Origin of the sequence: uncultured Aliivibrio sp. (genome assembly GCF_946479765.1) — a bacterium.
Lineage (GTDB): Bacteria > Pseudomonadota > Gammaproteobacteria > Enterobacterales > Vibrionaceae > Aliivibrio.
The window spans coordinates 45,343-67,550 of sequence record NZ_CAMLHO010000005.1 but is presented as its reverse complement, the minus strand read 5'-3'; the positions used below and the strand labels follow the sequence as shown (position 1 = coordinate 67,550).

The following is a 22,208-nucleotide window of genomic DNA, read 5'->3' as shown; positions in this document are numbered from 1 at the left end:
TGTTATCCGTTGCATGGAAAGATCAGGGGGTGTTGCGAAGAAGCGAAGAGACCGTTTGGCCTCTTCGATTTATAGCTGCGCTATTTGTTACAAGTCGCGCACGTAGAAGACATACTATTTTAGTAGACCCACTTCTTTGTAATATTTCACAGCACCTGGGTGCAGCGGGATAGAAAGACCGGCTTTTACCATGTCTTCTTTTTTCAGTGTTGCAAATGCAGGGTGAAGACGTTTGAATGTATTGAAGTTTTCAAATACTGCTTTTGCTACGCTGTAAGCGACTTCATCAGATACATCAGAGGTGGTTACCATCGTTGCTGCAACACCAAAGCTATTTATATCGCCTTCTGTGCCACGGTACATGCCAGCAGGCACTATAGTTGAGGCGTAATAAGGGTTGTCGGCAACAATCTTATCGATTTTAGGACCCGTTGCAGAAACGAGTTTTGCATCACATGATGTTGTTGCTTCTTTGATTGAACCATTTGGGTGACCAACCATGTAGATGAAGGCATCAATTTTGTTGTCACACAATGCTTGTGAACGTTCAGATCCCTTCAGCTCTGAAGCCAGTTTAAAGCTGTCGTTTGTCCAACCCATAGCATCCATTACAACACCCATGGTTGCTCGGTCGCCAGAACCTGGGTTACCAATGTTTACACGTTTACCTTCAAGATCTTCAACATTGTTGATACCTGAATCTGAGCGAGCAATGATGTTAAAAGGTTCTGTATGAAGAGAGAACATAGCACGCAGTTTTTTGTAAGGGCCTTGAGCTTCAAATTTACTCGTACCGTTGTAACCATGGTATTGCCAATCTGACTGAACGATACCAAAGTCTAGCTCACCAGAACGAATAGTATTTACGTTGTAGATTGAACCACCTGTTGATTCAACAGAACAGCGAACATTATGCTCTTTACGATCCTTGTTCACTAATTTACAGATAGCACCGCCAGTTGGGTAGTAAACACCAGTTACTGAACCTGTACCAATCGTAATAAATTCTTGAGCACTTACGCTACCCATGCTCGCACCGATCATTGCCGTAGCGATAGCGCTTGCTTTAATTACTTTTCCTAATGCCATGTTATTCCCTTCCTTTATTGTGTGACCTTTACTTTACGCCTTATAAATCACAAGGTGATATAAGCAAAATCAGTATTTATTCACTTTTGAATACAAAGTGTTTTCGTTTCCTGTTACAGAAATGGCGTACGAATGATAGCAAACTAATGCGTTACTTTTACAATAGTGTTAAATAAAAACTATCAAAAGTGTGAAATAACTAACTAATGATAAGAATAATAATAGAAATTACCTCTGATTAACAACAATTAAGCAACATTTATTATGGTAAAGACAGGATGTAATGGTCGATGAAGAGCATTTTATTATGGGATAAAATGCTCAAATATAGTGAGGAGGATAGGAAGGTGTTAAACAGAATATTCGAATAAATCACACACTGAATCAAATAAATCAGCGATATCAATCTTTCTTGTTGGGGTAATAAAAATGGTATCGTCTCCAGCAACAACGCCTAAAATACCACCTGCTTTACCTAAAGAATCTAATAAGCGCGCAATAAGTTGAGCAGCACCAGGACCGGTATGAATAACAACAAGTGCACTGTTGTAATCAATATCCATTACGAGTTCACGTAAAGAACTTGAAACCGTTGGTACACCCAGTTCAATAGGAAGGCAGTACACCATTTCCATTTTTGCATTACGAGTACGAACAGCTCCAAATTTTGTGAGCATACGCGATACTTTTGATTGGTTGATATTATCGAAGCCTGTGATACGAAGTGCATCGACAATCTCGCCCTGTGAACCAAAGCGTTCGGCTTTAAGAATGGATTTAAATTCTTTAACTAGTCGTTCTTGTTTCTCATTATTTCGCATACTGTTTTGATTCTTCTTGCAATAATTATTACTATTCTCGCATAATTATTTACTTATAACCAAATCAAAATGGCATATTTGTGAATACTTACTCATCTATTATTCACTTTTTACTTTTAAATAAGTTTAATTTACGTGACAACTTTATTTACAAGCCTAGGGAAATACAAGTAGAGTCGCACTCAATTTGTAGCACGATTGGGATGTCATTGCGTAAGGTCGCAAAGCGAAGCAAATAGCATTGAATTTCATTTGAGCTTGCTATAACGTCACTTTCAGTTTGAAAGTAAATTAATAATAAAAATATACCTCTACTACTCAAGGAGAAAGAACATGAAAGTTGCTGTTATTGGCGCCGCAGGAGGCATCGGACAAGCGTTAGCATTACTTCTTAAGAATCAACTACCCGCAGGATCTGATCTTGCTCTTTATGATATTGCACCAGTGACACCTGGTGTTGCTGCGGATCTTAGCCATATCCCAACACCAGTTTCAATTAAAGGTTATTGTGGTGAAGATCCAACACCAGCGCTTGATAATGCCGATGTGGTTTTAATATCTGCGGGTGTTGCTCGTAAGCCAGGCATGGATCGTTCAGATCTTTTCAATATTAATGCAGGTATTGTTAAGTTATTAGCTGAAAAAATTGCAGTGACTTGTCCAAATGCATGTATCGGTATTATTACCAACCCGGTAAATACAACAGTAGCTATTGCGGCTGAAGTATTAAAGAAAGCGGGTGTATACGATAAGAACAAGCTATTTGGAATTACGACACTGGATGTGATCCGTTCAGAAACGTTTGTTGCTGAGCTAAAAGACAAAGATCCAAGAGAGCTCCGTGTTCCTGTTATCGGTGGTCACTCTGGCGTAACTATTCTTCCACTTCTTTCTCAAATTGAAGGTGTTGAGTTCACTGCTGAAGAAGTTGCAGCATTAACGCCGCGCATTCAAAATGCGGGTACTGAAGTAGTAGAAGCAAAAGCCGGTGGTGGTTCTGCGACACTTTCAATGGGCCAAGCGGCATGTCGTTTTGGTTTATCGCTAGTAAGAGCGCTTAGTGGTGAGAAAGGTGTTGTTGAATGTGCTTATGTTGAAGGTAATGGCGAGCACGCTCGCTTCTTCGCACAGCCAATTCTACTTGGTAAAAACGGGGTTGAAGAGATTCAATCTTATGGTGAGCTAAGTGCATTTGAACAAGAAGCATTAGATAGCATGCTAGATACACTGAAAGCTGATATCAAAATTGGCGAAGAATTCGTTAAGTAATTAATAAATTTGAATTAAATAAAAAGGGGGCTGATGATTATTATCAGCCCCCTTTTCTCATTCTATCCAAGTATTATTTGCTGCGCTTTACTGCTAGATGAGCTAATGCCTTTAGGGCTTCTTTGTATTCAGATTCAGGTAATATACTTAGTTCCGCAATTGCTTTATCTGCTTCTTCATCGGCTTTTTGTTTTGTGTATTCTAAGGATCCCACCTCTTTCATACAAACAAGAATAGGCTCTAATTTATCTAGACCATTACCTTGTTCGATTGCTTCTCGGATCATCGCTGCTTGTTCTGCATTACCATGCTTCATCGCATGTAATAGAGGAAGGGTTGGTTTACCTTCTGCAAGATCATCGCCAACATTTTTACCCATGTCTTCACCATCAGAAGTGTAATCCATGACATCATCAATCAGTTGAAATGCTGTGCCTAAATATTTACCGTAATTTTGTAGTGCTGTCTCGATCTCTTGTGGTGCGTCATTTAGAATAGCACCGATCTGAGTGGCGGCTTCAAACAAGCGAGCAGTCTTAGAGTAGATCACTTGCATGTAGCTTTCTTCGGTGGTGTTGGGATCATTGCAGTTCATTAATTGGAGCACTTCGCCTTCGGCGATCACATTAACGGACTCACTCATTAAGCTAAGGATCTTTATGGATCCTAAGCTCGTCATCATTTGGAATGAACGAGTGTAGATAAAGTCACCAACGAGTACGCTTGCCGCATTACCAAATTCTGCATTGGCGGTTGCTTTGCCACGACGCATATCTGATTCATCGACCACGTCATCGTGCAGTAACGTTGCAGTATGAATAAACTCAATAAAGGCGGCTGCCATAGTATGGTTTTTACCTTCGTATCCAAGTGCTTTTGCGGATAAAATGGCAAGCACAGGACGCAAGCGTTTACCGCCGCCGCTTACAATGTAAAAACCAAGTTGGTTGATAAGTGCCACATCTGAATTCAGCTGCGCTAAGATGGTTTCATTTACGATTGCCATGTCATCAGCCGTGAGGGCTTGGATAGCTTTAAAATCCATTATTCTTCCAGCAAGGTTAGGGCCTAATAGGCTTTATTGTAATAAGTGATTACACAAATAATACACTAAATTGAGGGTCGCAATACAGTCGAAAATACCTCTCTTTTTGCTGATTAACTATTTCGTTTATCTTTTCATCATTTTTCTGCAATTTTGGGTTGTCAGATTGAAATCATTCGCGTAGAATCCGGACCCTATTGATGACAAGTTTAACGCACACCAAAATTGTTGAGTAAACAAATTAAATGGTAGTGCGAAAGTAGCGGAGTAAAATATGTACGCTGTTTTCCAATCTGGTGGTAAACAACACCGTGTAAGTGAAGGTCAAACTCTTCGCTTGGAAAAATTAGACGTTGAGACTGGCGCAACAGTTGATTTCGACAACGTTCTTATGATTGCTAATGGTGAAGAAATCACTATTGGTGCACCTCTAGTAGCTGGCGGTAAAGTAACTGCGGAAGTAGTTCAGCACGGTCGTGGCGATAAAATTAAAATCGTTAAGTTCCGTCGTCGTAAGCATTCTCGTAAGCAGCAGGGCCATCGTCAATGGTTCACTGAAGTCAGAATCACTGGCATCAGCGCTTAATTTAAGGAGAATAACAAATGGCACATAAAAAAGCTGGCGGTTCTACTCGTAACGGCCGCGATTCAGAAAGTAAACGTCTTGGTGTTAAGCGCTTTGGTGGCGAATCTGTTCTTGCAGGTAACATCATCGTGCGTCAACGTGGTACTAAATTCCACGCTGGTACTAACGTAGGCATCGGTAAAGACCATACTCTTTTCGCTCTATCTGAAGGTAAAGTGAAGTTTGAAGTTAAAGGTCCTAAAAACCGTAAATTCGTTTCTATCGACGCTGAATAATCGTTTTTAAAAACTAATTTTAAAAGCCCTGCCACTTGGCGGGGCTTTTTATTTATGGATAGTCACCAGTTAACCATTTTAGTGTAGTGAATCAGTAGAATGTTTAACTAGTGACTATATATTGATATATTAAGTAACGTAAAGATCATTGAAGATCCACACTCATCCTATTATTTGGTTTACGGTTAATAATGAAACTGTAGCTATAATGAAAAGAGTATTTACGCTACAGCTCGGAGAATAAAATGAAATTCGTTGATGAAGCGACAATTAAAGTAGATGCAGGCGACGGCGGTAACGGTACTGTTAGTTTTTGGCGTGAAAAATTCGTAGCTAAAGGCGGCCCTGATGGCGGCGATGGCGGCGATGGTGGTGATGTTTACCTTGAAGCTGATGAAAACCTAAATACCCTAATCGATTACCGTTTTAACCGTTTCTATGATGCTGAGCGTGGTAAAAATGGTGGTGGTACAAATAGTACTGGCCGACGTGGTGAAGATATTACATTGAAAGTACCTGTTGGTACGCGTGCTATCGATATTGATACTGGTGAGAAAGTTGCAGAGCTAATGGCTCACGGTATGAAAGTCATGGTTGCTAAAGGCGGCTGGCATGGTTTAGGTAATACTCGTTTTAAATCATCAGTTAACCGTGCTCCTCGTCAAAAGACAATGGGAACAAAGGGTGAGGTTCGTGAACTTCGTCTAGAGCTTCTTCTTCTTGCTGATGTAGGTATGCTTGGCTTACCAAATGCCGGTAAATCAACATTTATTCGTGCAGTATCTGCAGCAAAACCGAAAGTGGCTGATTATCCATTTACGACACTTATTCCTAGCTTAGGCGTAGTTCGTGCTCGTGGTAATAAGAGTTTCGTTATTGCGGATATTCCTGGTTTGATTGAAGGTGCAGCTGAAGGAGCTGGTCTTGGTGTTCGCTTTTTGAAGCATCTTGAGCGTTGTCGTGTATTACTTCACGTAATCGATATTCTTCCTATCGATGGCAGTGATCCTGTTCAAAACGCATTAACTATCATTGATGAGTTAGAGCGATACAGTGAAAAAGTAGCTGGTAAACCTCGTTGGTTATTATTTAATAAGACCGATCTTCTACTTGAAGAAGAAGCTGACGAAAAGATCGCAGAGATCTTAGAAGCATTAGCTTGGGAAGGGCAGCACTTTAAAATTGCAGCAGTAAGCCGTACAGGTACTCAAGAAGTTTGTAATGAACTATCTGACTTTATGGATACTTTACCGAAAGAAATTATGACAGATGAAGAGAAAGCGGCGCTTAAAGTCGACTTCATGTGGGATGATTATCATAAAGACGCAATGTCTGGTAAAAATGTAGTTACTGAAGACGGTGATGATGATGACGATTGGGATGACGAAGAAGATGACGGCCACGTTATCTATGCTCGTGACTAATTCTTAATCAAAAGAATGATAATAAAAAACCGCATTTATTGCGGTTTTTTTTATTTAGGTCATTAAAGATAAAAATGAAAGGCTTAGAATAGAGGTTTATTTAGTTAATTATTACGAAGACAAATGGACGAAAAGCAAAGGGAAATATCACGCTTAGTAGCGAAAGCTGGGCAGATGCTACTTCAACATGGAGCTGAAAGTAGTTTGGTTTCAGATGTTAGCCGACGATTAGGTATTGCTGTTGGTGCTGATGATGTTGAAATATCATTATCTGCAAGCTCTTTAGTTATTACCACAATGATTGATGAACACTGTATGACGACCGCTCGAAGAGCACCTGATCGCGGGATTAATATGCGAGCAGTTACAGAGATCCAGCGGATCTGTATTATGTCTGAAAAAGGTTTGTTAGATTGCCATGAAGCTGCTATTAAACTAGATGGGATCAGTCAAGAAAGATATAACCGTTGGCTTGTGGTTGTTATGATTGGATTGTCTTGTGCTAGTTTTAGCCGTTTAGCTGGTGGTGACTGGCCGGTATTTATGATGACGTTTCTTGCGTCCTCCTTAGGAATGATTGTTCGACAAGAAATCGGGCATCGACATTTTAACCCTCTACTTAACTTTGGCATTACTGCCTTTGTTACCACACTTATCTCTTCTCAAGCTGTCATTTATCATATTGGTAACACCCCCTTTCTTGCAATGGCTTCTTCTGTTTTGATGCTAGTTCCTGGTTTTCCATTAATTAATGCGGTCGCTGATATGGTGAAAGGTTATGTCAATATGGGGATTGCACGCTGGACATTTGCGACCTTACTTACTCTATCAACCAGTATTGGTATTGTTGGGGCAATGAATCTAGTCGGTGTGTGGGGATGGATTAACTAATGGATGCTTTTACAAATGGATAGCGTAACAATGAATTCTGTTTTTGATTTATTTCTCGAACTTATTAATGATATGTTTTTCGCGATGATCCCTGCCGTTGGTTTTGCTCTGGTTTTTAATGTTCCAGCGAAGGCATTAAAATACTGTGCGATTGGTGGTGCGATTGGTCATGGGACTCGATTCTTATTAATGCATTATGGTGCGCCATTAGAGTGGGCGACATTATGTGCAGCTACAACAGTGGGTATGATTGGTGTGCATTGGTCACATCGTTTTCTTGCTCATCCCAAAGTATTTACGGTCGCTGCATTAATTCCAATGATCCCCGGTGTTTTTGCTTTTAAGGCGATGATTGCAGTCGTTGAGATAAATCACCTAGGTTATTCTCCTGAATTATGGGCGTTAATGATCGATAATTTAGTGAAAACCTTATTTACGATTGCGGCATTAGCCATTGGGTTAGCTATGCCTGGTTTGCTTTTCTATCGAAGAAAATCAATAGTGTGATAAGAGTATTAATTTGTTATTCTACGGACCAGTTTTTTTGCTTAATAAAATGAGATTTAGAATAAATGAAGATTAGTATGATTGCGGCCATGGCACATAATGGAAAAATAGATAAATCGTGTAATCTGTCAAATTCTCAATCTCGAATTATTGGCAAAAATAACCAAATGCCATGGCACCTACCTGCTGATTTCGCATGGTTTAAAAAATCGACTATGGGTAAGCCTATTGTGATGGGACGTAAAACCTACGAATCCATTGGTCGCCCATTACCGGGTCGATTAAATATCGTTTTAAGTCGTGATGCGAATTTGAACATTGAAGGCGTGACTTGTGTGACTTCCATTGATGAAGCAAAGCAAGTCGCGGGTGATATTGAAGAGCTAATGATTATCGGTGGTGGCTCTATTTATGAAGCGTGTTTACCCGCGGTGGATAAACTTTACCTAACTTTCATCGATGCTGACATTGATGGTGACACTCAATTCCCTGATTGGGGAGAGGGGTGGAATCAGACGTATTCTGAGATGTATTTGAAAGATGAAAAGAATAAGTATGATATGGAATTTGTGGTGTTAGAAAGGTAAGAGCAGGACGAACTTCGTTCTAAAGGGCGCTTCGCTTAAGGTTTCAGGAAAAGCGATGTTCTTCGAAGTACTTCATATATTTATTAGCAACCCCCACTAACTCCCCCTTATGTTTACTTTATTGATCTCAATAACTGATCAAAAAAGGGGGAGAACCATCTTTGTCGCTGTAGTTTCAGCACATGAATAACGGTTCCTCCCCTTAGTTAATTATATTCATTGGCAACAATTATTAATATAAGGGGAGGCTAGGAGGGGTTGCTAATGATGAGTTAGATAAGTCGTTTATTCTTTGCTTTTATAGTCTCTAGTTAGCGAAGCGTATAGTTTCTAGCTTATCGCCTTCTGCGTAAAATACTTCCCATCATCAACACGATACATCGTCATATATTCCCCCCAAACACAGCCTGTATCTAATGCTATTACGCCATTGTTTTCATAACCCATCAATGCCGCCCAATGACCAAAGATGACGGTGTGAGAAAGAGGGCGTCGAGATTTAAGATCAAACCATGGGGTTAGTTTTTCTTTATCTTCTGAAGATAAGTCCTGTGGCGGTTGTTTACAGTCCATATCTAAACTGGCGTCGTGAAAACAAAAGCGCATGCGTGTAAATGCATTAATGATGTAGCGATAACGCTCGATATCAGTAAGCTCTTCTCGCCATAAATCAGGCTGGTTCTCGTACATATTTTCTAATAACCATACCCATCTGTCAGAAACCAAAATAGCTTCAACTTCACGAGCGCATTCAGTGGCAGTTTCTATATTCCACTGTGGAGAGATCCCAGCATGAGTCATGACAATATTATGCTGAGCGTGGGTCGCTAATAATGGTTGATGGCGTAGCCAAGTGAGTAATTCTTCACTATCAGACGCGGTAAAAATAGGGGCGGTTTTATCTTTTTCTTTTACGCGTGAAATACCCTGAGAGACAGCAAGTAAATGAAGGTCATGATTGCCAAGAATAGTGACCGCCGCTTTCCCCAATGATTTTACAAAGCGAAGCGTTTCTAATGATTTAGGTCCGCGAGCAACAAGATCACCGGTTAGCCAAAGTTGATCATTTTCTTTATCGAAGCAGACTTGATCTAATAACAGAAGGAGCTCGTCTAGGCATCCTTGAATGTCGCCCACAAAGTACGTTGCCATGCGCCTTTCCTCTCATCAGTTGGGTAAAAATAGATAGAAAAAAGGTGACAATGAAGTCACCTTTTATTTACTGTTTGTTAATCTGCATTACTATTTAGCAGGTTCTTGTTCTTCTGCTTGATAGTTGTCATTCAACCAGTTTGCCATGATAACAAATTGCTCTAACGTTAAGTTCTCAGGGCGATGAGATGGATTAACACCTAATGCTTCCAATTGTTCTTTCGTTAATAGCGCTTTGAAACAGTTACGAACGGTTTTACGGCGTTGGTTAAAACCTTCACGACATACGCGATCTAGCCATTTTAAGTTATTCGCTGGGAATGGCAGTACTTCATAAGGAACAAGACGAACAACCGCTGAGTCAACCTTAGGTGGCGGAACAAATGCTGTTGGCGGCACTTCAAGTACAGGCATAACCTTACAGTAGTATTGAGCCATAACCGTTAGACGACCATAAGCTTTAGTTCCTGGACCCGCAGCTAAACGGTTAACCACTTCTTTTTGTAGCATAAAGTGCATATCTTGAATGTCTTTATGAAACTCAAAAAGGTGGAACATCAATGGTGTTGAGATGTTGTATGGCAAGTTACCAAAGATACGTAATTTATTACCTTCTTGGATAAGTTGCGTGAAGTCGAAGCGCATTGCATCGCCTTCATGAATCGTTAATTTACTGCCTAGTTCTGGGTGTGTACGTAAACGTGCTGCTAAGTCACGGTCAAGTTCAATAACAGTAAACTTATCAATTTCACGGCCTACAGGCTCAGTGATAGCACCAAGACCAGGACCAATTTCTACAAGGTTTTGGCCTGGTAGAGGGTTAATTGCAGATACGATTCCATCGATCACATAAGGGTCATTTAAGAAGTTCTGACCAAAGCGTTTTTTCGCTTTATGGCCTAAATGGACATCATTTCTTGTACTCATTTATTTTCTACCAGTTCAATTGCATGGGTAAGTGCGGTAATAAAGCTTCCTGCATCTGCTTTTCCAGTACCTGCTAATTCCAATGCAGTACCATGGTCTACGGAGGTTCGGATAAAAGGTAAACCTAAAGTGATGTTTACCGATTTTCCAAAGCCTTTGAATTTTAGCACAGGAAGTCCTTGATCGTGATACATAGCGAGTACCGCGTCCGCTTCTTGTAAGTATTTATCTTGAAATAACGTGTCAGCAGGCAATGGGCCGATTAAGTTCATGCCTTCTTCTTCACGTAATTCATTTAATGCTGGCGCTATGATATCAATTTCTTCGCGACCAAGACAGCCATCTTCACCTGCATGTGGGTTTAATCCACACACAAAAATAGACGGTTTTTCAATACCAAATTTTGTGATTAAATCTTGGTGTAGAATTCGTGTCACTTGCTTAAGACGATCGGCGGTAATCGCCTTAGCAACATAAGCAAGAGGTATATGAGTGGTTACTAACGCTACACGTAAGCCTTCTGTTGCTAACATCATAACGACTTGTTGGGTATTTGATTGCTCAGCAAAGAACTCAGTGTGACCACTAAAAGCAACACCAGCTCGGTTGATTACGCCTTTGTGTACAGGTCCTGTAACAACCGCATCAAACTCACCATCCATATTACCTTGTGCAGCACGACGTAATGTTTCTAGAACATAATGGCCATTAGCTTCATTAAGTTCTCCAGCTATTACCTCTGTATTTAGTGCAATATCGTCAACGATTAATGTTCCTGCTTTATGTGCAGTCGCTGGTAATTGAGCATCATAGCTTTTAATTGAAATACCAAGACCTAGTAGCTTGGCTCTTTGTTCTAATACTTCTTTATTCGCACAAATGACTAACTGATGAGGCCAATCTTGTTGTGCAATGGTGAGAACAAGATCGGGACCAATACCAGCAGGTTCACCTGGAGTGATTGCTATGCGTTTAATCTTATTCATTATTTTCTTCACCATCATTGTCTTGTAGAATTTCAACATAAGCACTTGCGCGAATTTCTTGTAACCAAGCGCCAGCTTCTTCGTTAAATTTTCGATTCATTAGAATACGATAAGCTTTGTTTTTCATTGCTGCATCAGTTCTGTCTACTTGTCGACGCTCTAATACTTCAACAATATGCCAACCATGAACCGTTTTGAATGGCGCACTAATTTTCCCTGTTGGTAGGGTTTCTACTTGATGTTTAAATTCTGGTACGTATAAATCTGGGGTTTGGAAACCTAGCTCACCATCGTTTGCTGCTGAACCTGAATCTTGGCTATAGCGTTTTGCCATTTCAGCAAAGGTATCATTACCGGCTTTAATGTCCGTAATAATATTATTTAGCTGACGTTTAGCTCCTTCATCACTCATGATTACCGATGTTTTAATCAGAATGTGTCGAGCGTTTACTTCGGTTACCGCAATTGTTTCTAGGCCTTTCACATCATCGATTTTAAGGATGTGGAAACCAACGCCTGAGCGGAATGGGCCGATAATACTATTTTTACCTTCGCCTGTGATCTGATCGGCAAAGATAGTTGGCATTTCTTCTTTACGCATCCAACCCCAGTCGCCACCTTGTAGCGCTTTAGGGCCTTTTGAATAGGTATACGCCATCGTAGCAAAATCAGCACCTTGCTTTAAGCGCTCGGTTAAGTCTTTGGCTTGTTGTTCTAATGCTTCTTTATCAGCTTGGGTTGCACCATCTTCTGCTCGCAATTGGATGTGACTGATTTTGTATTGTACGGTTGCTTGTGTCTCTTCTGAAAGTAGTAATGCTAGACTTTCTACTTCTTGAGGAAGGATATTAATACGACGACGTACTTGCGCATTTCTTGCTTCACTTGCCGCGATTTCTTTACGAATTTGCTCACGGAAACTAGCGTAAGATAACCCTTGCGCCGCTGTTTTCTGCTGTAGTTGAGCAAGAGTCATGTTGTTTTCTTTTGCGATATCTTTTAACGCTTCTTCTAAACGGGTGTCATCAATACGGATACCCATTTTTTCTGCTTGCTGGCTTTGAATCGTATCAACAATCAATTTTTCTAGAACTTGCTCACGAAGCACTGATTCTTCAGGTAGAGGTTGATTTTTTTCTTGAGCATTAATTCTTACTGTTTTCAATGAAGTATCAATGTCACTTTGAAGGACGACGCCTTCGTCAACAATCGCCACTACACGGTCAAGCTCAACCGGTGCTGCTTGTACATTGATGGTTAGCATTAATAATAAGGTGCTAACAAGTGGGAGTTTCCAATTATTCATAGTGTCATCCAAGAGTGAGGAGATTGAAGCACCTTGTAAAATAGGTGCTTCATGTATGTCCGTATAAATTAGTTATTTAAATAGAATGGGCGACCATAGCCTAATGCATTGGTTGCAGAGCCTGAGGTGATACCAGTGTTGGTTCCTAGACCACGAATAGCGATAGAAAGCATTACATTACTTTCGTATTCTGGTTTGTAAGTCGATAGTGTGCCACTATTTGAATCCCAAGCAATTAATTGGTTACTGTAAGTTAAACCAAAAGACCAACAGTCGCTAAGATAAGTCACGCCTGCAAGTGTTTCAAGCATGAACTCTTCTTTAGTATCATAGAAATATTGAGCATTTAAACGCCAACTATTTCCTACATTATATTGCGTTAATATACCTGCTTGATAAATACCATAGCGTGTTGTTGTATTATTTGAATCAGAATATGCAACATTATCATCAATATAGTTTTTACTTACATAGCGATAATTCACTTGGATATAGCCCTGACTATGGCGATATTCTAACGTACTGTTGGCAACCTGTAATTCACTTGCATTAGAATCAAATTGAATGCCACCATGATAGAAAAGATAATCATCGTAGTTGAAGTCACTTTCTACAGCCCAAGCAGATGAGTTTTTGTCATCATTCTCGTTTGATGTACCAGAGCCATTCATATATAGGATCTGACCAAAAGAAAGATTCATTCGTTCCTTATAAGAATCATCATAAAAGCGTGATGTGGCACCAATACTAAATTGGTTTGCTGCTGCGATATAATCCACACCACTGTATTGACGATCTCTAAATAGTCCGTAGTAGTCTAGTTGCAATTTACTACTATCATAACCACCATCACCAGTACCACCATAAATAGCACTTTGGTCAACTTCAGGAACATATAAATATTGAATTTTTGGCTCTAATGTTTGTAAGTACTCACCTAAGAATTTATGCGTACTGTCTAAATAAATGGCACCATTTATTCTCACTTCAGGAATGGTTCTACTTGTTTCGTGTTCTAAATCTAAAGTATATTCTCTTCCCTTCGAATCAATACCTTTTGGTTGATTATCAAAATCTTGTGAGTAATAAGTATAAAGTAAGCTAGCTTCTGGAGTTAATGACCACCAAGTTGAACTTAATGGTAAGCTTACTTTTGGCTCAAGATGAACACGAGTAGCAGATGGCTTTTTCAGATCATCGGTTGCAAATTTACTAATGTGACTGTGAAAGTTAAAGTCAAATTCTTTATAAAACTGAGGTGCGTAATAATTAAACTCAATTTGTGGAATTAGTCGATATGGTGTTTGATTTTCAACTAGAACTTGGAAATCTCGTACGCGCATAGTTAAGTCCCAATCTTGATCTCGATAGGATACTTCGCCCGATTGACTTAATTGACCTTCATCTCGACTACCAATGCTTGAATTTAGATCTTGGAAGTAGGTGATATCACTTACTTGAGAGTACTCAACCTCAAATTTCCAGTGTTTTCTGAATATTCCTGAATGATTCCAACTTGCTCCCCAACGAGCCCCTTTATCTTTAAATTTAGCATCATCACCTAAATATTCGAGATCAAAAGTACCAGTACCTAGCTCTGTTAGGTAGCGGAATTCACCTTCGAACTGGGTGCCTCGCTTTTCCATATAGTTAATGGTGGTAGTTGCATCATAATTTGGTGCAATATTCCAATAAATAGGAACTGATAGCTCAAAACCATTTTTACTGTCTAAGCTCGCGCTCGGGATAAGCACCCCTGTTTTACGTTTATCGCCAACAGGAACGGTAATGTAAGGTAAGTAAAAAATTGGCACATCAAGGACTTCAAAGCGTGCATTATAGAATGTTGCCCATTCATCTGATTGATCAAGCTCGATATCACTGGCTTTAAAGCGCCAGCTATTATCATCCGCTGGGCAAGTTGTGAATGAGGCATCTTCTAATTGGTAAATTTCTTGGCCTGTTTTGAGAACACGGCTAGCTTGCCCACGAATAGGTTGGCAAGACATCTTGTATGCCGTATTAATCATGATTGTGTTTTCTGTGCTTAAGTCTGTTGTGACTTTATCTGATGTTGACCTCATATCCATGCTTGAGTAATCAACGTTACCTTCAGCGATCGCAATATTTTCTTGCTGATGTATAGTAATACTATCCGCTTTGATTTCTTGGCGGCCTTTAATAATATGTACATTACCTTTATAGGTTGCTTTTGAGTTATTACTGGCTTCAACACTGTCAGCTTGAATTAAAACAGGTTGTTGTTCGTCTTCCTCTTTTGACATTTCTGTCGGCACTTGGCAGGAGTTAACCGCGTCAGTTTTTAGGGGGAAGATAATACTATTTTCTGGAGATACAGATTTACTTCCATCATCAGCGATGACGGGAGTACCGTAAAGAAGGCATCCAGCAAATGAAACAAGTAGGCTGCGAGAGGTAAAAGGCATCGAGTTAGACGTTCCTGTTCGTTATATTAATCCGCTGATATACTCAAAGAGACTAGACAGAGTCACTTGTTCATAATAAAGCAAAAGCCATGCCCAAACCACCCATAAGATGTCGCTATCATCGATTAATGGCTGTAAAGTAACAGGGTGCGTTTGCTCATTGTGTGACAGAGTAAAAATAGAATAATTCATTAATCGGAATATAAAATGCAAATATTTGGCAAAATATTAGGTGGTTTTTTTGGTTTCCTATTTGGCGGCTTTTTTGGCGCGGCATTAGGGATCTTTATTGGTCACCAATTTGATAAAGCGAAACGCATGGCGAGTCGAGGTTTTACCTTTCAAACGGGTGGGGCTTCTCAAACTGAAAAACAAGCTGAGTTTTTCCACGCGGCGTTTGCCGTTATGGGTCATATAGCTAAAGCAAAGGGACAAGTTACCGCTCAAGAAATTCAACTTGCAGCGATGATGATGGATCGTATGAATCTAAGTGCTGAGCAAAAAAGAGAAGCTCAAGAAGCATTTAGAGAGGGGAAAGAAAACAATTTTCCATTACGTGAAACACTGCAAAAGATCCGCTCGATTACCGGTGGTCGTTATGATTTATTGCAATTCTTTTTAGAATTACAAATAGCATCGGCGATTGCGGATGGTGACATTCACCCAAGTGAGCGAGACATTTTACATATTGTTGCTGAAGAGCTTGGCTTTAGTGCTGATCAGCTTGAAAAACGCTTAAAAATGCAAGAAGCAGCATTCCGTTTTCAACAAGGTGGTTCACATCAAAGTCATGGACAGTGGCAAAAAGCCAGTTCAGCAGATCAATTGAAAGATGCATATAATTTATTAGGTGTTAGTGAGGATGCCGATGCTAAAGCCATTAAGCGCGCGCATCGTAAGCTAATGAATGAACATCACCCTGATAAGTTAGTAGCGAAAGGCTTACCACCTGAAATGATGAACATGGCAAAAGAAAAAGCACAAGAAATCCAAGGTGCGTACGATTTAATTAAGAAAGCAAAAGGGATGAAATAATCCCTTTATTTGAATGAACAATATTATTGTTTATTCAGATCCCAATCGTAGTCATAACTGATATCGCCTGTGAATGATGTTAATTCTGGGCGATATTTTTTTAGGTGTTCAAAAAGCTGCTGTTGATTACCAAAATCGATGGCAAACCAATCATAGATAGAAGAAAGTTGAGTATTGTTATTCGTCACTAATACTCCTTTTTTACTATTAATAAATTCTTTTGCGGCTTTATCTAATAACTGCTCACTGTTTCTAGCGGTGAATGCTTTTGGTTGTAGATTAGGGCAACTGAGACTCGCACAGTTTACAGCGTAGTGAGTTCTTGGGTCATTCCATATTGGACGAAGAATTCTGTGTTCAATATCGTTGAGTGTCAATGCTTTACCTGCAACTACAATCACTTCTTCATCCCAAGGACCAAAGGTAAACAACCCTCCTAATTTTGTGATCGATTTGATTGGATAGTTATCTAAAATAATTTTTACGGTAATTGCATTATAAAGATTTACCCAATAAGCGTATTGTTCAGATTTTTTGTACTCTCTAGGATCAATTCGTCTCATTTGGCGTAGATAACTATTTAAGATTAGTTCATCGGCTTCAGTAATACTCGCGTAATCAAAAAGAGTATATTCTCCTTGTGTGGTGAGGTATTTATCTAATGTTTGCTGCCAATATTGGTGTGAAATTGTGGTGGTGTTTTTTTCATTACTTATATCCCAATCATGCCACAGTTCAGATTTTGGTGCGGCAAAAGAATGGAATGAGAAAAGCAAAAGTAACGAGGAAAAAATGTATTTCATAAAGGGCCTCTGATTTTTTACTAATGATTATTTAGTATAGATTGTCTGTATTCTATAGACAAAAAAGAGGTTGATACGTTCATATCAACCTCTATTATTTCCTGAATCCTATTTCAAGAAATTCGGAATCTTCGCTTCATATTCTGAAATTTTATCAGCGTGCTGTAGCGTCAAGCCTATATTGTCTAAACCATTCAATAAACAGTGGCGACGAAATTCATCAATCTCAAAAGAATACTGCTTACCGTTAGCGCTAACTAACATAGCTTCCAAATCAACCGCAACTTCAGCGCCTTCATTCGCTTCAACGAATTGGAATATTTCATCCACTTCAATATCAGTTAAACGAACAGGGATCATTTGGTTATTGATTGAATTGCCGTAAAAAATATCAGCAAAGCTTGGTGCTATCATCACTTGGATGCCGTAATCGGCTAAAGCCCAAGGGGCGTGTTCACGAGATGAACCACAACCAAAGTTTTCACGAGCCAGCAGAATACTCGCGCCTTGGTAGCGTGGAGCGTTCATTATAAATTCTGGGTTTGGTTGTTGACCAGCATCATCAAGAAATCGCCAGTCATGGAAAAGGTGCTTACCAAAACCGGTGCGATTTACTTTCTGTAAAAACTGTTTTGGAATGATCGCATCGGTATCAATGTTCGCCGTATCTAAAGGAACGACTAGACCTGTATGTTGCTTAAAACCTGACATAGTAAATTCCTTTTATGCTTTTTCAGTGATAGTTCGGATATCAACAAAGTGACCTGCGATTGCGGCAGCCGCCGCCATTGCTGGGCTTACTAGGTGAGTACGACCATCACGGCCTTGGCGACCTTCAAAGTTACGGTTAGATGTTGATGCACAACGCTCTTGTGGACCTAAACGGTCGTTGTTCATTGCAAGACACATAGAACAACCCGGTAAGCGCCATTCAAAACCTGCTTCTTTAAAGATTGTATCTAGACCTTCTTTTTCAGCTTGTGCTTTTACTTGCTCAGAGCCTGGAACAATTAACGCTTGAACGTGAGCGGCGACTTTGTTGCCTTTAGCAATAGCAGCAGCTGCGCGCATGTCTTCAATACGTGAATTAGTACAAGAACCAACAAAGACTTTATCTACGTTGTAATCTGTTAATGATTTACCGGCTTCAAGACCCATATAAGCCAAGGCTTTTTCTGCGGATACTTTTTCTACTGGGTCAGAAAAACTCTCTGGTGCAGGAATGGGTTGATCAATGGCAATAACTTGGCCAGGGTTTGTTCCCCACGTCACTTGTGGTTTAATTTCAGAGGCATCAAGGCTAACAACGGCATCAAACTTTGCATCATCATCCGTTTTTAGTGACGACCAATACTCGATAGCTGCCGTTAAATCGTCACCTTTAGGTGAAAATTTACGACCAGTAATGTAGTCAAACGTGGTGGCATCTGGTGCGATTAGGCCGGCTTTGGCACCTAGCTCTATCGCCATGTTACATACCGTCATTCGACCTTCCATTGTAAGGTCTGTAATTGCCTCACCACAGAATTCAACCACATAACCAGTGCCGCCAGCGGCTGTTGTTTTACCAATAATAGCCAGAACGATATCTTTTGCAGTAATGCCTTCAGCCACTTTGCCTTTGACTTCGATTTTCATGGTTTTAGCACGCGCTTGTTTTAGCGTTTGTGTCGCTAACACATGCTCAACTTCAGAGGTACCAATACCAAATGCAAGAGAACCAAATGCGCCGTGTGTTGCGGTGTGTGAATCTCCACACACAATCGTCATACCTGGAAGTGTAATACCTAGCTCTGGTCCCATGACATGCACAATACCTTGGTATTTATGGTTTAGGTCATAAAGAGTTACGCCAAATTCTTCACAGTTTTTAGACAGTGTTTCCATTTGGATACGAGCCATTTCACCAGAGGCATTAATGTCTTTAGTTTGTGTCGATACGTTATGATCCATTGTTGCGAAAGTTTTACCTACTTGGCGAACTTTACGACCTTTTTCACGTAACCCATCAAACGCTTGTGGCGAAGTCACTTCGTGCACCAAGTGACGATCGATGTATAGAATCGGGGTTTCACCTTTTGCTGCAACTGCAACATGGGCGTCATAAACTTTTTCGTATAATGTTTTTGCGTTAGACATTGTTTCTTCCTTGAATTACGAATTCAAAATATATTCAGCGATTTTATCGCCCATTGCTGAGGTCGTTAATGCGGGTTTATCTCCGGCAAGATCTGCGGTTAGTTCACCTGCTGATAGCGCTTTAGATACGGCAGCTTCAATACTTTGAGCTGCTTCTTCTTCACCAAGGCTATAGCGTAACATCAGTGCAGCCGATAAAATCTGAGCCACTGGGTTTGCAATGTTTTTGCCCGCGATATCTGGCGCTGAACCACCTGCTGGTTCATACAAACCAAAGTTATCTTTATTTAGGCTTGCTGAAGGAAGCATGCCCATAGAGCCTGTGATCATGGCACATTCATCAGAAATGATGTCCCCAAAGATATTTGAACACAGCATGACATCAAACTGAGAGGGATCTTTGATTAACTGCATGGTCGCGTTATCAATGTACATGTGGCTCAGTTTGACTTCTGGGTAGCCTTTCGCTACTTCTTCAACCACTTCACGCCATAAAATAGAGCTTTGTAGAACGTTGGCTTTATCAATTGAGTACACGTTTTTGTTACGTAGAAGCGCAGATTCAAAAGCAATCTTTGCAATACGTTCAATTTCATAACGATGATAAATTTCAGTATCGTACGCTTTCTCTTGAGGACCTTCGCCTTCACGACCTTTCGGTTGACCAAAGTAAATGCCGCCTGTTAGTTCACGAACCACGACGATATCAAACCCGTTACCTGAAATATCAGCACGCAGTGGAGAGAAACCTTCTAGTCCTTTATGGATTTGAGCAGGACGTAGGTTACAAAACAGTTCGAAATGTTTACGTAGAGGAAGTAGTGCGCCACGCTCTGGCTGATCATTCGGTGGAAGGTTTTCCCATTTAGGTCCACCAACCGAACCGAATAGAACGGCATCTGATTCTTCACAGCCTTTTACTGTGCTTTCTGGCAGTGGACAACCGTGATTATCAATCGCAATACCGCCGACATCATGTTGTTCGCGAGAGAATGAAATTGCGTGTTTTTTCTCAATTGCATCCAGCACCTTATGTGCTTGGTCCATTACTTCAGGGCCAATTCCATCGCCCGGTAAAATTGCAATCTTGTATGTTTTATTCGTCATGTTAATCCTTTAATCTTTTTATTTAATTTGCTTAATCAGAGAAGGTTAGGTTTCCCCGATTTAAAATTCTTTTAAGCTGCCCTAAACCGTTACAATCTTCTTTTGCTTAATTTCCGCGATTTGATCTGCACGGTGAATACTATTAATGACGTGAAGCAGTGCTTGACCAGAAGCTTCGATAATGTCGGTCGCTAAACCAGTACCGTGATATTTACGGCCTTTGTAATTAGCGATGATATCTGCTTGACCTAAGCCATCTTCACCTTCGCCTTTTGCGGTCAAGTCAAACTTATCCAGTACGATTTCGTAACCGGTTAGCTTATAAATACACTGATAAAGCGCATCTACTGGACCGTTACCGACAGCGGCTTCGCATTTCTCTTCGTCACCGCAAAGTAATTTGATGCTGGTTGTTGCCATTACGCTACCTGACTGCACACTTAGGTAGTTCAACTTATAAAAGTCATCTTCATCACGTAAATTAGCAAAGTGCATTAGAGCTTCTAAATCGTAATCAAATACTTGGCCTTTACGATCTGCTAATTTCACGAAATCGGCATACAAGGTATCTAGATTATATTCTTCGGCTTTATAACCCATTGCATCCATGTGGCTCTTAACTGCGGCTCGGCCTGAACGACTGGTTAGGTTTAATGCTTTGTTTTTTAAGCCAATTGACTCTGGCGTCATGATTTCATAAGTGTTTTTATTCTTAAGCATACCGTCTTGATGGATGCCTGAAGAGTGGCTAAAGGCGTTTGCGCCTACGATAGCCTTATTACTTTGAATTGGCATATTACAAAGCTGACTAACTAGCTTACTGGTGCGATGGATTTCATCATTTTTAAGACCAGTATGAACACCTAGATACTCTGAACGAGTTTGCAAAATCATTGCAATTTCTTCTAGAGAACAGTTACCTGCACGCTCACCAATACCATTAATCGTGCCTTCAACTTGTCGAGCACCTGCTTGAACCGCTGCGATTGAATTGGCAACTGACATACCCAAATCATCATGACAATGCACAGAGATAATTGCTTTATCAATGTTTGGAACACGGTTGAATAATTGCTGAATAATGCCACCGAACTCGCCTGGAATAGTGTAGCCAACCGTGTCAGGGATATTAATGGTGTTTGCGCCAGCGTTGATTGCGGCCTCTACCATACGACATAAGTTATCAATCGGTGTACGACCTGCATCTTCACAAGAAAACTCGACGTCATCGGTATAATTACGTGCGTGTTTAACCGCTTTTACGCCCATCTCAACCACATCATCGTAGCTACGGCGTAATTTGTCTTGAACGTGAACGGTAGAAGTAGAGATAAAAGTATGAATTCGGAAGGCTTCTGCGACTTTCAGTGCTTCTGCTGCGGCATCAATATCTTTAGGAACGGCACGAGCTAGACCACAAATTCGGCTATTTTTAATGTGTTTTGCGATGGTTTGAACTGACTCAAAATCACCAGGAGACGAAACAGGGAAACCGGCTTCAATAACATCAACACCCAGACGCTCAAGCGCATACGCAATCTGTAATTTTTCTTTTACGGTTAAACTCGCTGATAGTGCTTGTTCGCCATCTCGTAAGGTGGTGTCGAAGATAATGACTTGATCGCTCATGGGCTTGCTTCCTTGTGTATGTCGTGCGCTTTAACGACGGTTTTCCATAAAAAAACCCGCCATGTTCAGCGGGTTTTAAAATTTGGTTTATGGCTTCTTTTGTTCCACAACCTACCCGCGTGAGATGTTCACGATCAGGAGGAGGCGAAGAGATAAAGAAGATGTTGTTTTCATTTGAAATAC

21 protein-coding genes are annotated in these 22,208 nt (G+C 40.4%); 8 read left to right on the top strand and 13 right to left on the bottom strand.

What is annotated here, in order from left to right; genetic code table 11:
- Positions 1 to 114: 114 nt before the first annotated feature.
- Positions 115 to 1,089 (bottom strand): TAXI family TRAP transporter solute-binding subunit, encoded by a 975-nt coding sequence (locus tag Q1K78_RS03960; protein ID WP_300174678.1) that lies wholly within the window; start codon positions 1,087 to 1,089, stop codon positions 115 to 117.
- A 350-nt stretch (positions 1,090 to 1,439) separates the two neighbouring features.
- The gene (argR, locus tag Q1K78_RS03955; RefSeq protein WP_300174676.1) at positions 1,440 to 1,910 is read right to left on the bottom strand and encodes a transcriptional regulator ArgR; all 471 of its coding nucleotides are present in this window, start codon (positions 1,908 to 1,910) and stop codon (positions 1,440 to 1,442) included.
- 333 nt (positions 1,911 to 2,243) lie between these two features.
- On the opposite strand from argR, the gene mdh reads away from it, so the two are divergent.
- Positions 2,244 to 3,179 carry a malate dehydrogenase gene (mdh, locus tag Q1K78_RS03950; RefSeq protein ID WP_300174674.1) on the top strand — a complete coding sequence of 312 codons (936 nt, stop codon included), beginning with the start codon at positions 2,244 to 2,246 and terminating at the stop codon, positions 3,177 to 3,179.
- A 73-nt stretch (positions 3,180 to 3,252) separates the two neighbouring features.
- Here mdh and ispB read toward each other — a convergent pair whose 3' ends face one another.
- Positions 3,253 to 4,224: an octaprenyl diphosphate synthase gene (gene ispB / locus Q1K78_RS03945; protein WP_300174672.1), complete on the bottom strand. Its 972-nt coding sequence runs from the start codon at positions 4,222 to 4,224 to the stop codon at positions 3,253 to 3,255.
- A gap of 274 nt (positions 4,225 to 4,498) precedes the next feature.
- On the opposite strand from ispB, the gene rplU reads away from it, so the two are divergent.
- The 6 genes from rplU (at position 4,499) to folA (ending at position 8,494) form a co-directional block, all read left to right on the top strand.
- Positions 4,499 to 4,810 carry a 50S ribosomal protein L21 gene (gene rplU, locus Q1K78_RS03940; RefSeq protein ID WP_122032885.1) on the top strand — a complete coding sequence of 104 codons (312 nt, stop codon included), beginning with the start codon at positions 4,499 to 4,501 and terminating at the stop codon, positions 4,808 to 4,810.
- A 17-nt stretch (positions 4,811 to 4,827) separates the two neighbouring features.
- Positions 4,828 to 5,085, top strand: a complete 258-nt coding sequence (gene rpmA / locus Q1K78_RS03935) for a 50S ribosomal protein L27 (RefSeq protein WP_012549189.1) — start codon at positions 4,828 to 4,830, stop codon at positions 5,083 to 5,085.
- Positions 5,086 to 5,330: 245 nt separating this feature from the next.
- On the top strand, positions 5,331 to 6,509 hold the full coding sequence (gene cgtA / locus Q1K78_RS03930; RefSeq protein WP_300174664.1) for an Obg family GTPase CgtA: 1,179 nt from the start codon (positions 5,331 to 5,333) through the stop codon (positions 6,507 to 6,509).
- Positions 6,510 to 6,632: 123 nt separating this feature from the next.
- A complete protein-coding gene (locus Q1K78_RS03925; RefSeq protein WP_300174662.1) occupies positions 6,633 to 7,400 on the top strand; it encodes a threonine/serine exporter ThrE family protein in 768 nt (255 codons plus the stop codon).
- A 15-nt stretch (positions 7,401 to 7,415) separates the two neighbouring features.
- Positions 7,416 to 7,907 (top strand): threonine/serine exporter family protein, encoded by a 492-nt coding sequence (locus Q1K78_RS03920; protein WP_300174660.1) that lies wholly within the window; start codon positions 7,416 to 7,418, stop codon positions 7,905 to 7,907.
- Between the two features lie 65 nt (positions 7,908 to 7,972).
- Entirely contained in the window at positions 7,973 to 8,494 is a 522-nt protein-coding gene (gene folA / locus Q1K78_RS03915; protein WP_300174658.1) for a type 3 dihydrofolate reductase, read from the top strand.
- 330 nt (positions 8,495 to 8,824) lie between these two features.
- Here the strand turns inward: folA and Q1K78_RS03910 are convergent, their stop codons facing one another.
- The 5 genes from Q1K78_RS03910 to lptD form a co-directional block, all read right to left on the bottom strand.
- On the bottom strand, positions 8,825 to 9,646 hold the full coding sequence (locus Q1K78_RS03910; RefSeq protein ID WP_300174656.1) for a symmetrical bis(5'-nucleosyl)-tetraphosphatase: 822 nt from the start codon (positions 9,644 to 9,646) through the stop codon (positions 8,825 to 8,827).
- A gap of 90 nt (positions 9,647 to 9,736) precedes the next feature.
- Entirely contained in the window at positions 9,737 to 10,573 is an 837-nt protein-coding gene (gene rsmA / locus Q1K78_RS03905; protein ID WP_300174654.1) for a 16S rRNA (adenine(1518)-N(6)/adenine(1519)-N(6))-dimethyltransferase RsmA, read from the bottom strand.
- Positions 10,570 to 11,559: a 4-hydroxythreonine-4-phosphate dehydrogenase PdxA gene (gene pdxA, locus Q1K78_RS03900; protein ID WP_300174652.1), complete on the bottom strand. Its 990-nt coding sequence runs from the start codon at positions 11,557 to 11,559 to the stop codon at positions 10,570 to 10,572. The genes rsmA and pdxA overlap by 4 nt, the downstream gene beginning before the upstream one ends.
- Entirely contained in the window at positions 11,552 to 12,865 is a 1,314-nt protein-coding gene (surA, locus tag Q1K78_RS03895) for a peptidylprolyl isomerase SurA (protein ID WP_300174650.1), read from the bottom strand. Before surA ends, pdxA begins: the two co-directional genes overlap by 8 nt.
- 68 nt (positions 12,866 to 12,933) lie before the next feature.
- Positions 12,934 to 15,312, bottom strand: coding sequence for an LPS assembly protein LptD (gene lptD / locus Q1K78_RS03890; RefSeq protein WP_300174648.1), 2,379 nt, complete (start codon positions 15,310 to 15,312; stop codon positions 12,934 to 12,936).
- Positions 15,313 to 15,519: 207 nt separating this feature from the next.
- Here lptD and djlA point away from each other — a divergent pair, with 207 nt between their 5' ends.
- Positions 15,520 to 16,347: a co-chaperone DjlA gene (gene djlA, locus Q1K78_RS03885; protein ID WP_300174646.1), complete on the top strand. Its 828-nt coding sequence runs from the start codon at positions 15,520 to 15,522 to the stop codon at positions 16,345 to 16,347.
- Positions 16,348 to 16,370: 23 nt separating this feature from the next.
- Here djlA and Q1K78_RS03880 read toward each other — a convergent pair whose 3' ends face one another.
- The 5 genes from Q1K78_RS03880 to leuA all read right to left on the bottom strand — a co-directional run bounded on the left by Q1K78_RS03880 (position 16,371) and on the right by leuA (position 22,025).
- Positions 16,371 to 17,150, bottom strand: coding sequence for a DUF547 domain-containing protein (locus tag Q1K78_RS03880; protein WP_300174644.1), 780 nt, complete (start codon positions 17,148 to 17,150; stop codon positions 16,371 to 16,373).
- Between the two features lie 108 nt (positions 17,151 to 17,258).
- On the bottom strand, positions 17,259 to 17,861 hold the full coding sequence (leuD, locus tag Q1K78_RS03875; RefSeq protein ID WP_300174642.1) for a 3-isopropylmalate dehydratase small subunit: 603 nt from the start codon (positions 17,859 to 17,861) through the stop codon (positions 17,259 to 17,261).
- A 12-nt stretch (positions 17,862 to 17,873) separates the two neighbouring features.
- Positions 17,874 to 19,289 carry a 3-isopropylmalate dehydratase large subunit gene (leuC, locus tag Q1K78_RS03870; RefSeq protein ID WP_300174640.1) on the bottom strand — a complete coding sequence of 472 codons (1,416 nt, stop codon included), beginning with the start codon at positions 19,287 to 19,289 and terminating at the stop codon, positions 17,874 to 17,876.
- 15 nt (positions 19,290 to 19,304) lie between these two features.
- Positions 19,305 to 20,396: a 3-isopropylmalate dehydrogenase gene (gene leuB, locus Q1K78_RS03865; RefSeq protein WP_017021518.1), complete on the bottom strand. Its 1,092-nt coding sequence runs from the start codon at positions 20,394 to 20,396 to the stop codon at positions 19,305 to 19,307.
- An 81-nt stretch (positions 20,397 to 20,477) separates the two neighbouring features.
- Positions 20,478 to 22,025, bottom strand: a complete 1,548-nt coding sequence (gene leuA, locus Q1K78_RS03860; protein WP_300174636.1) for a 2-isopropylmalate synthase — start codon at positions 22,023 to 22,025, stop codon at positions 20,478 to 20,480.
- Positions 22,026 to 22,208: the final 183 nt, after the last annotated feature.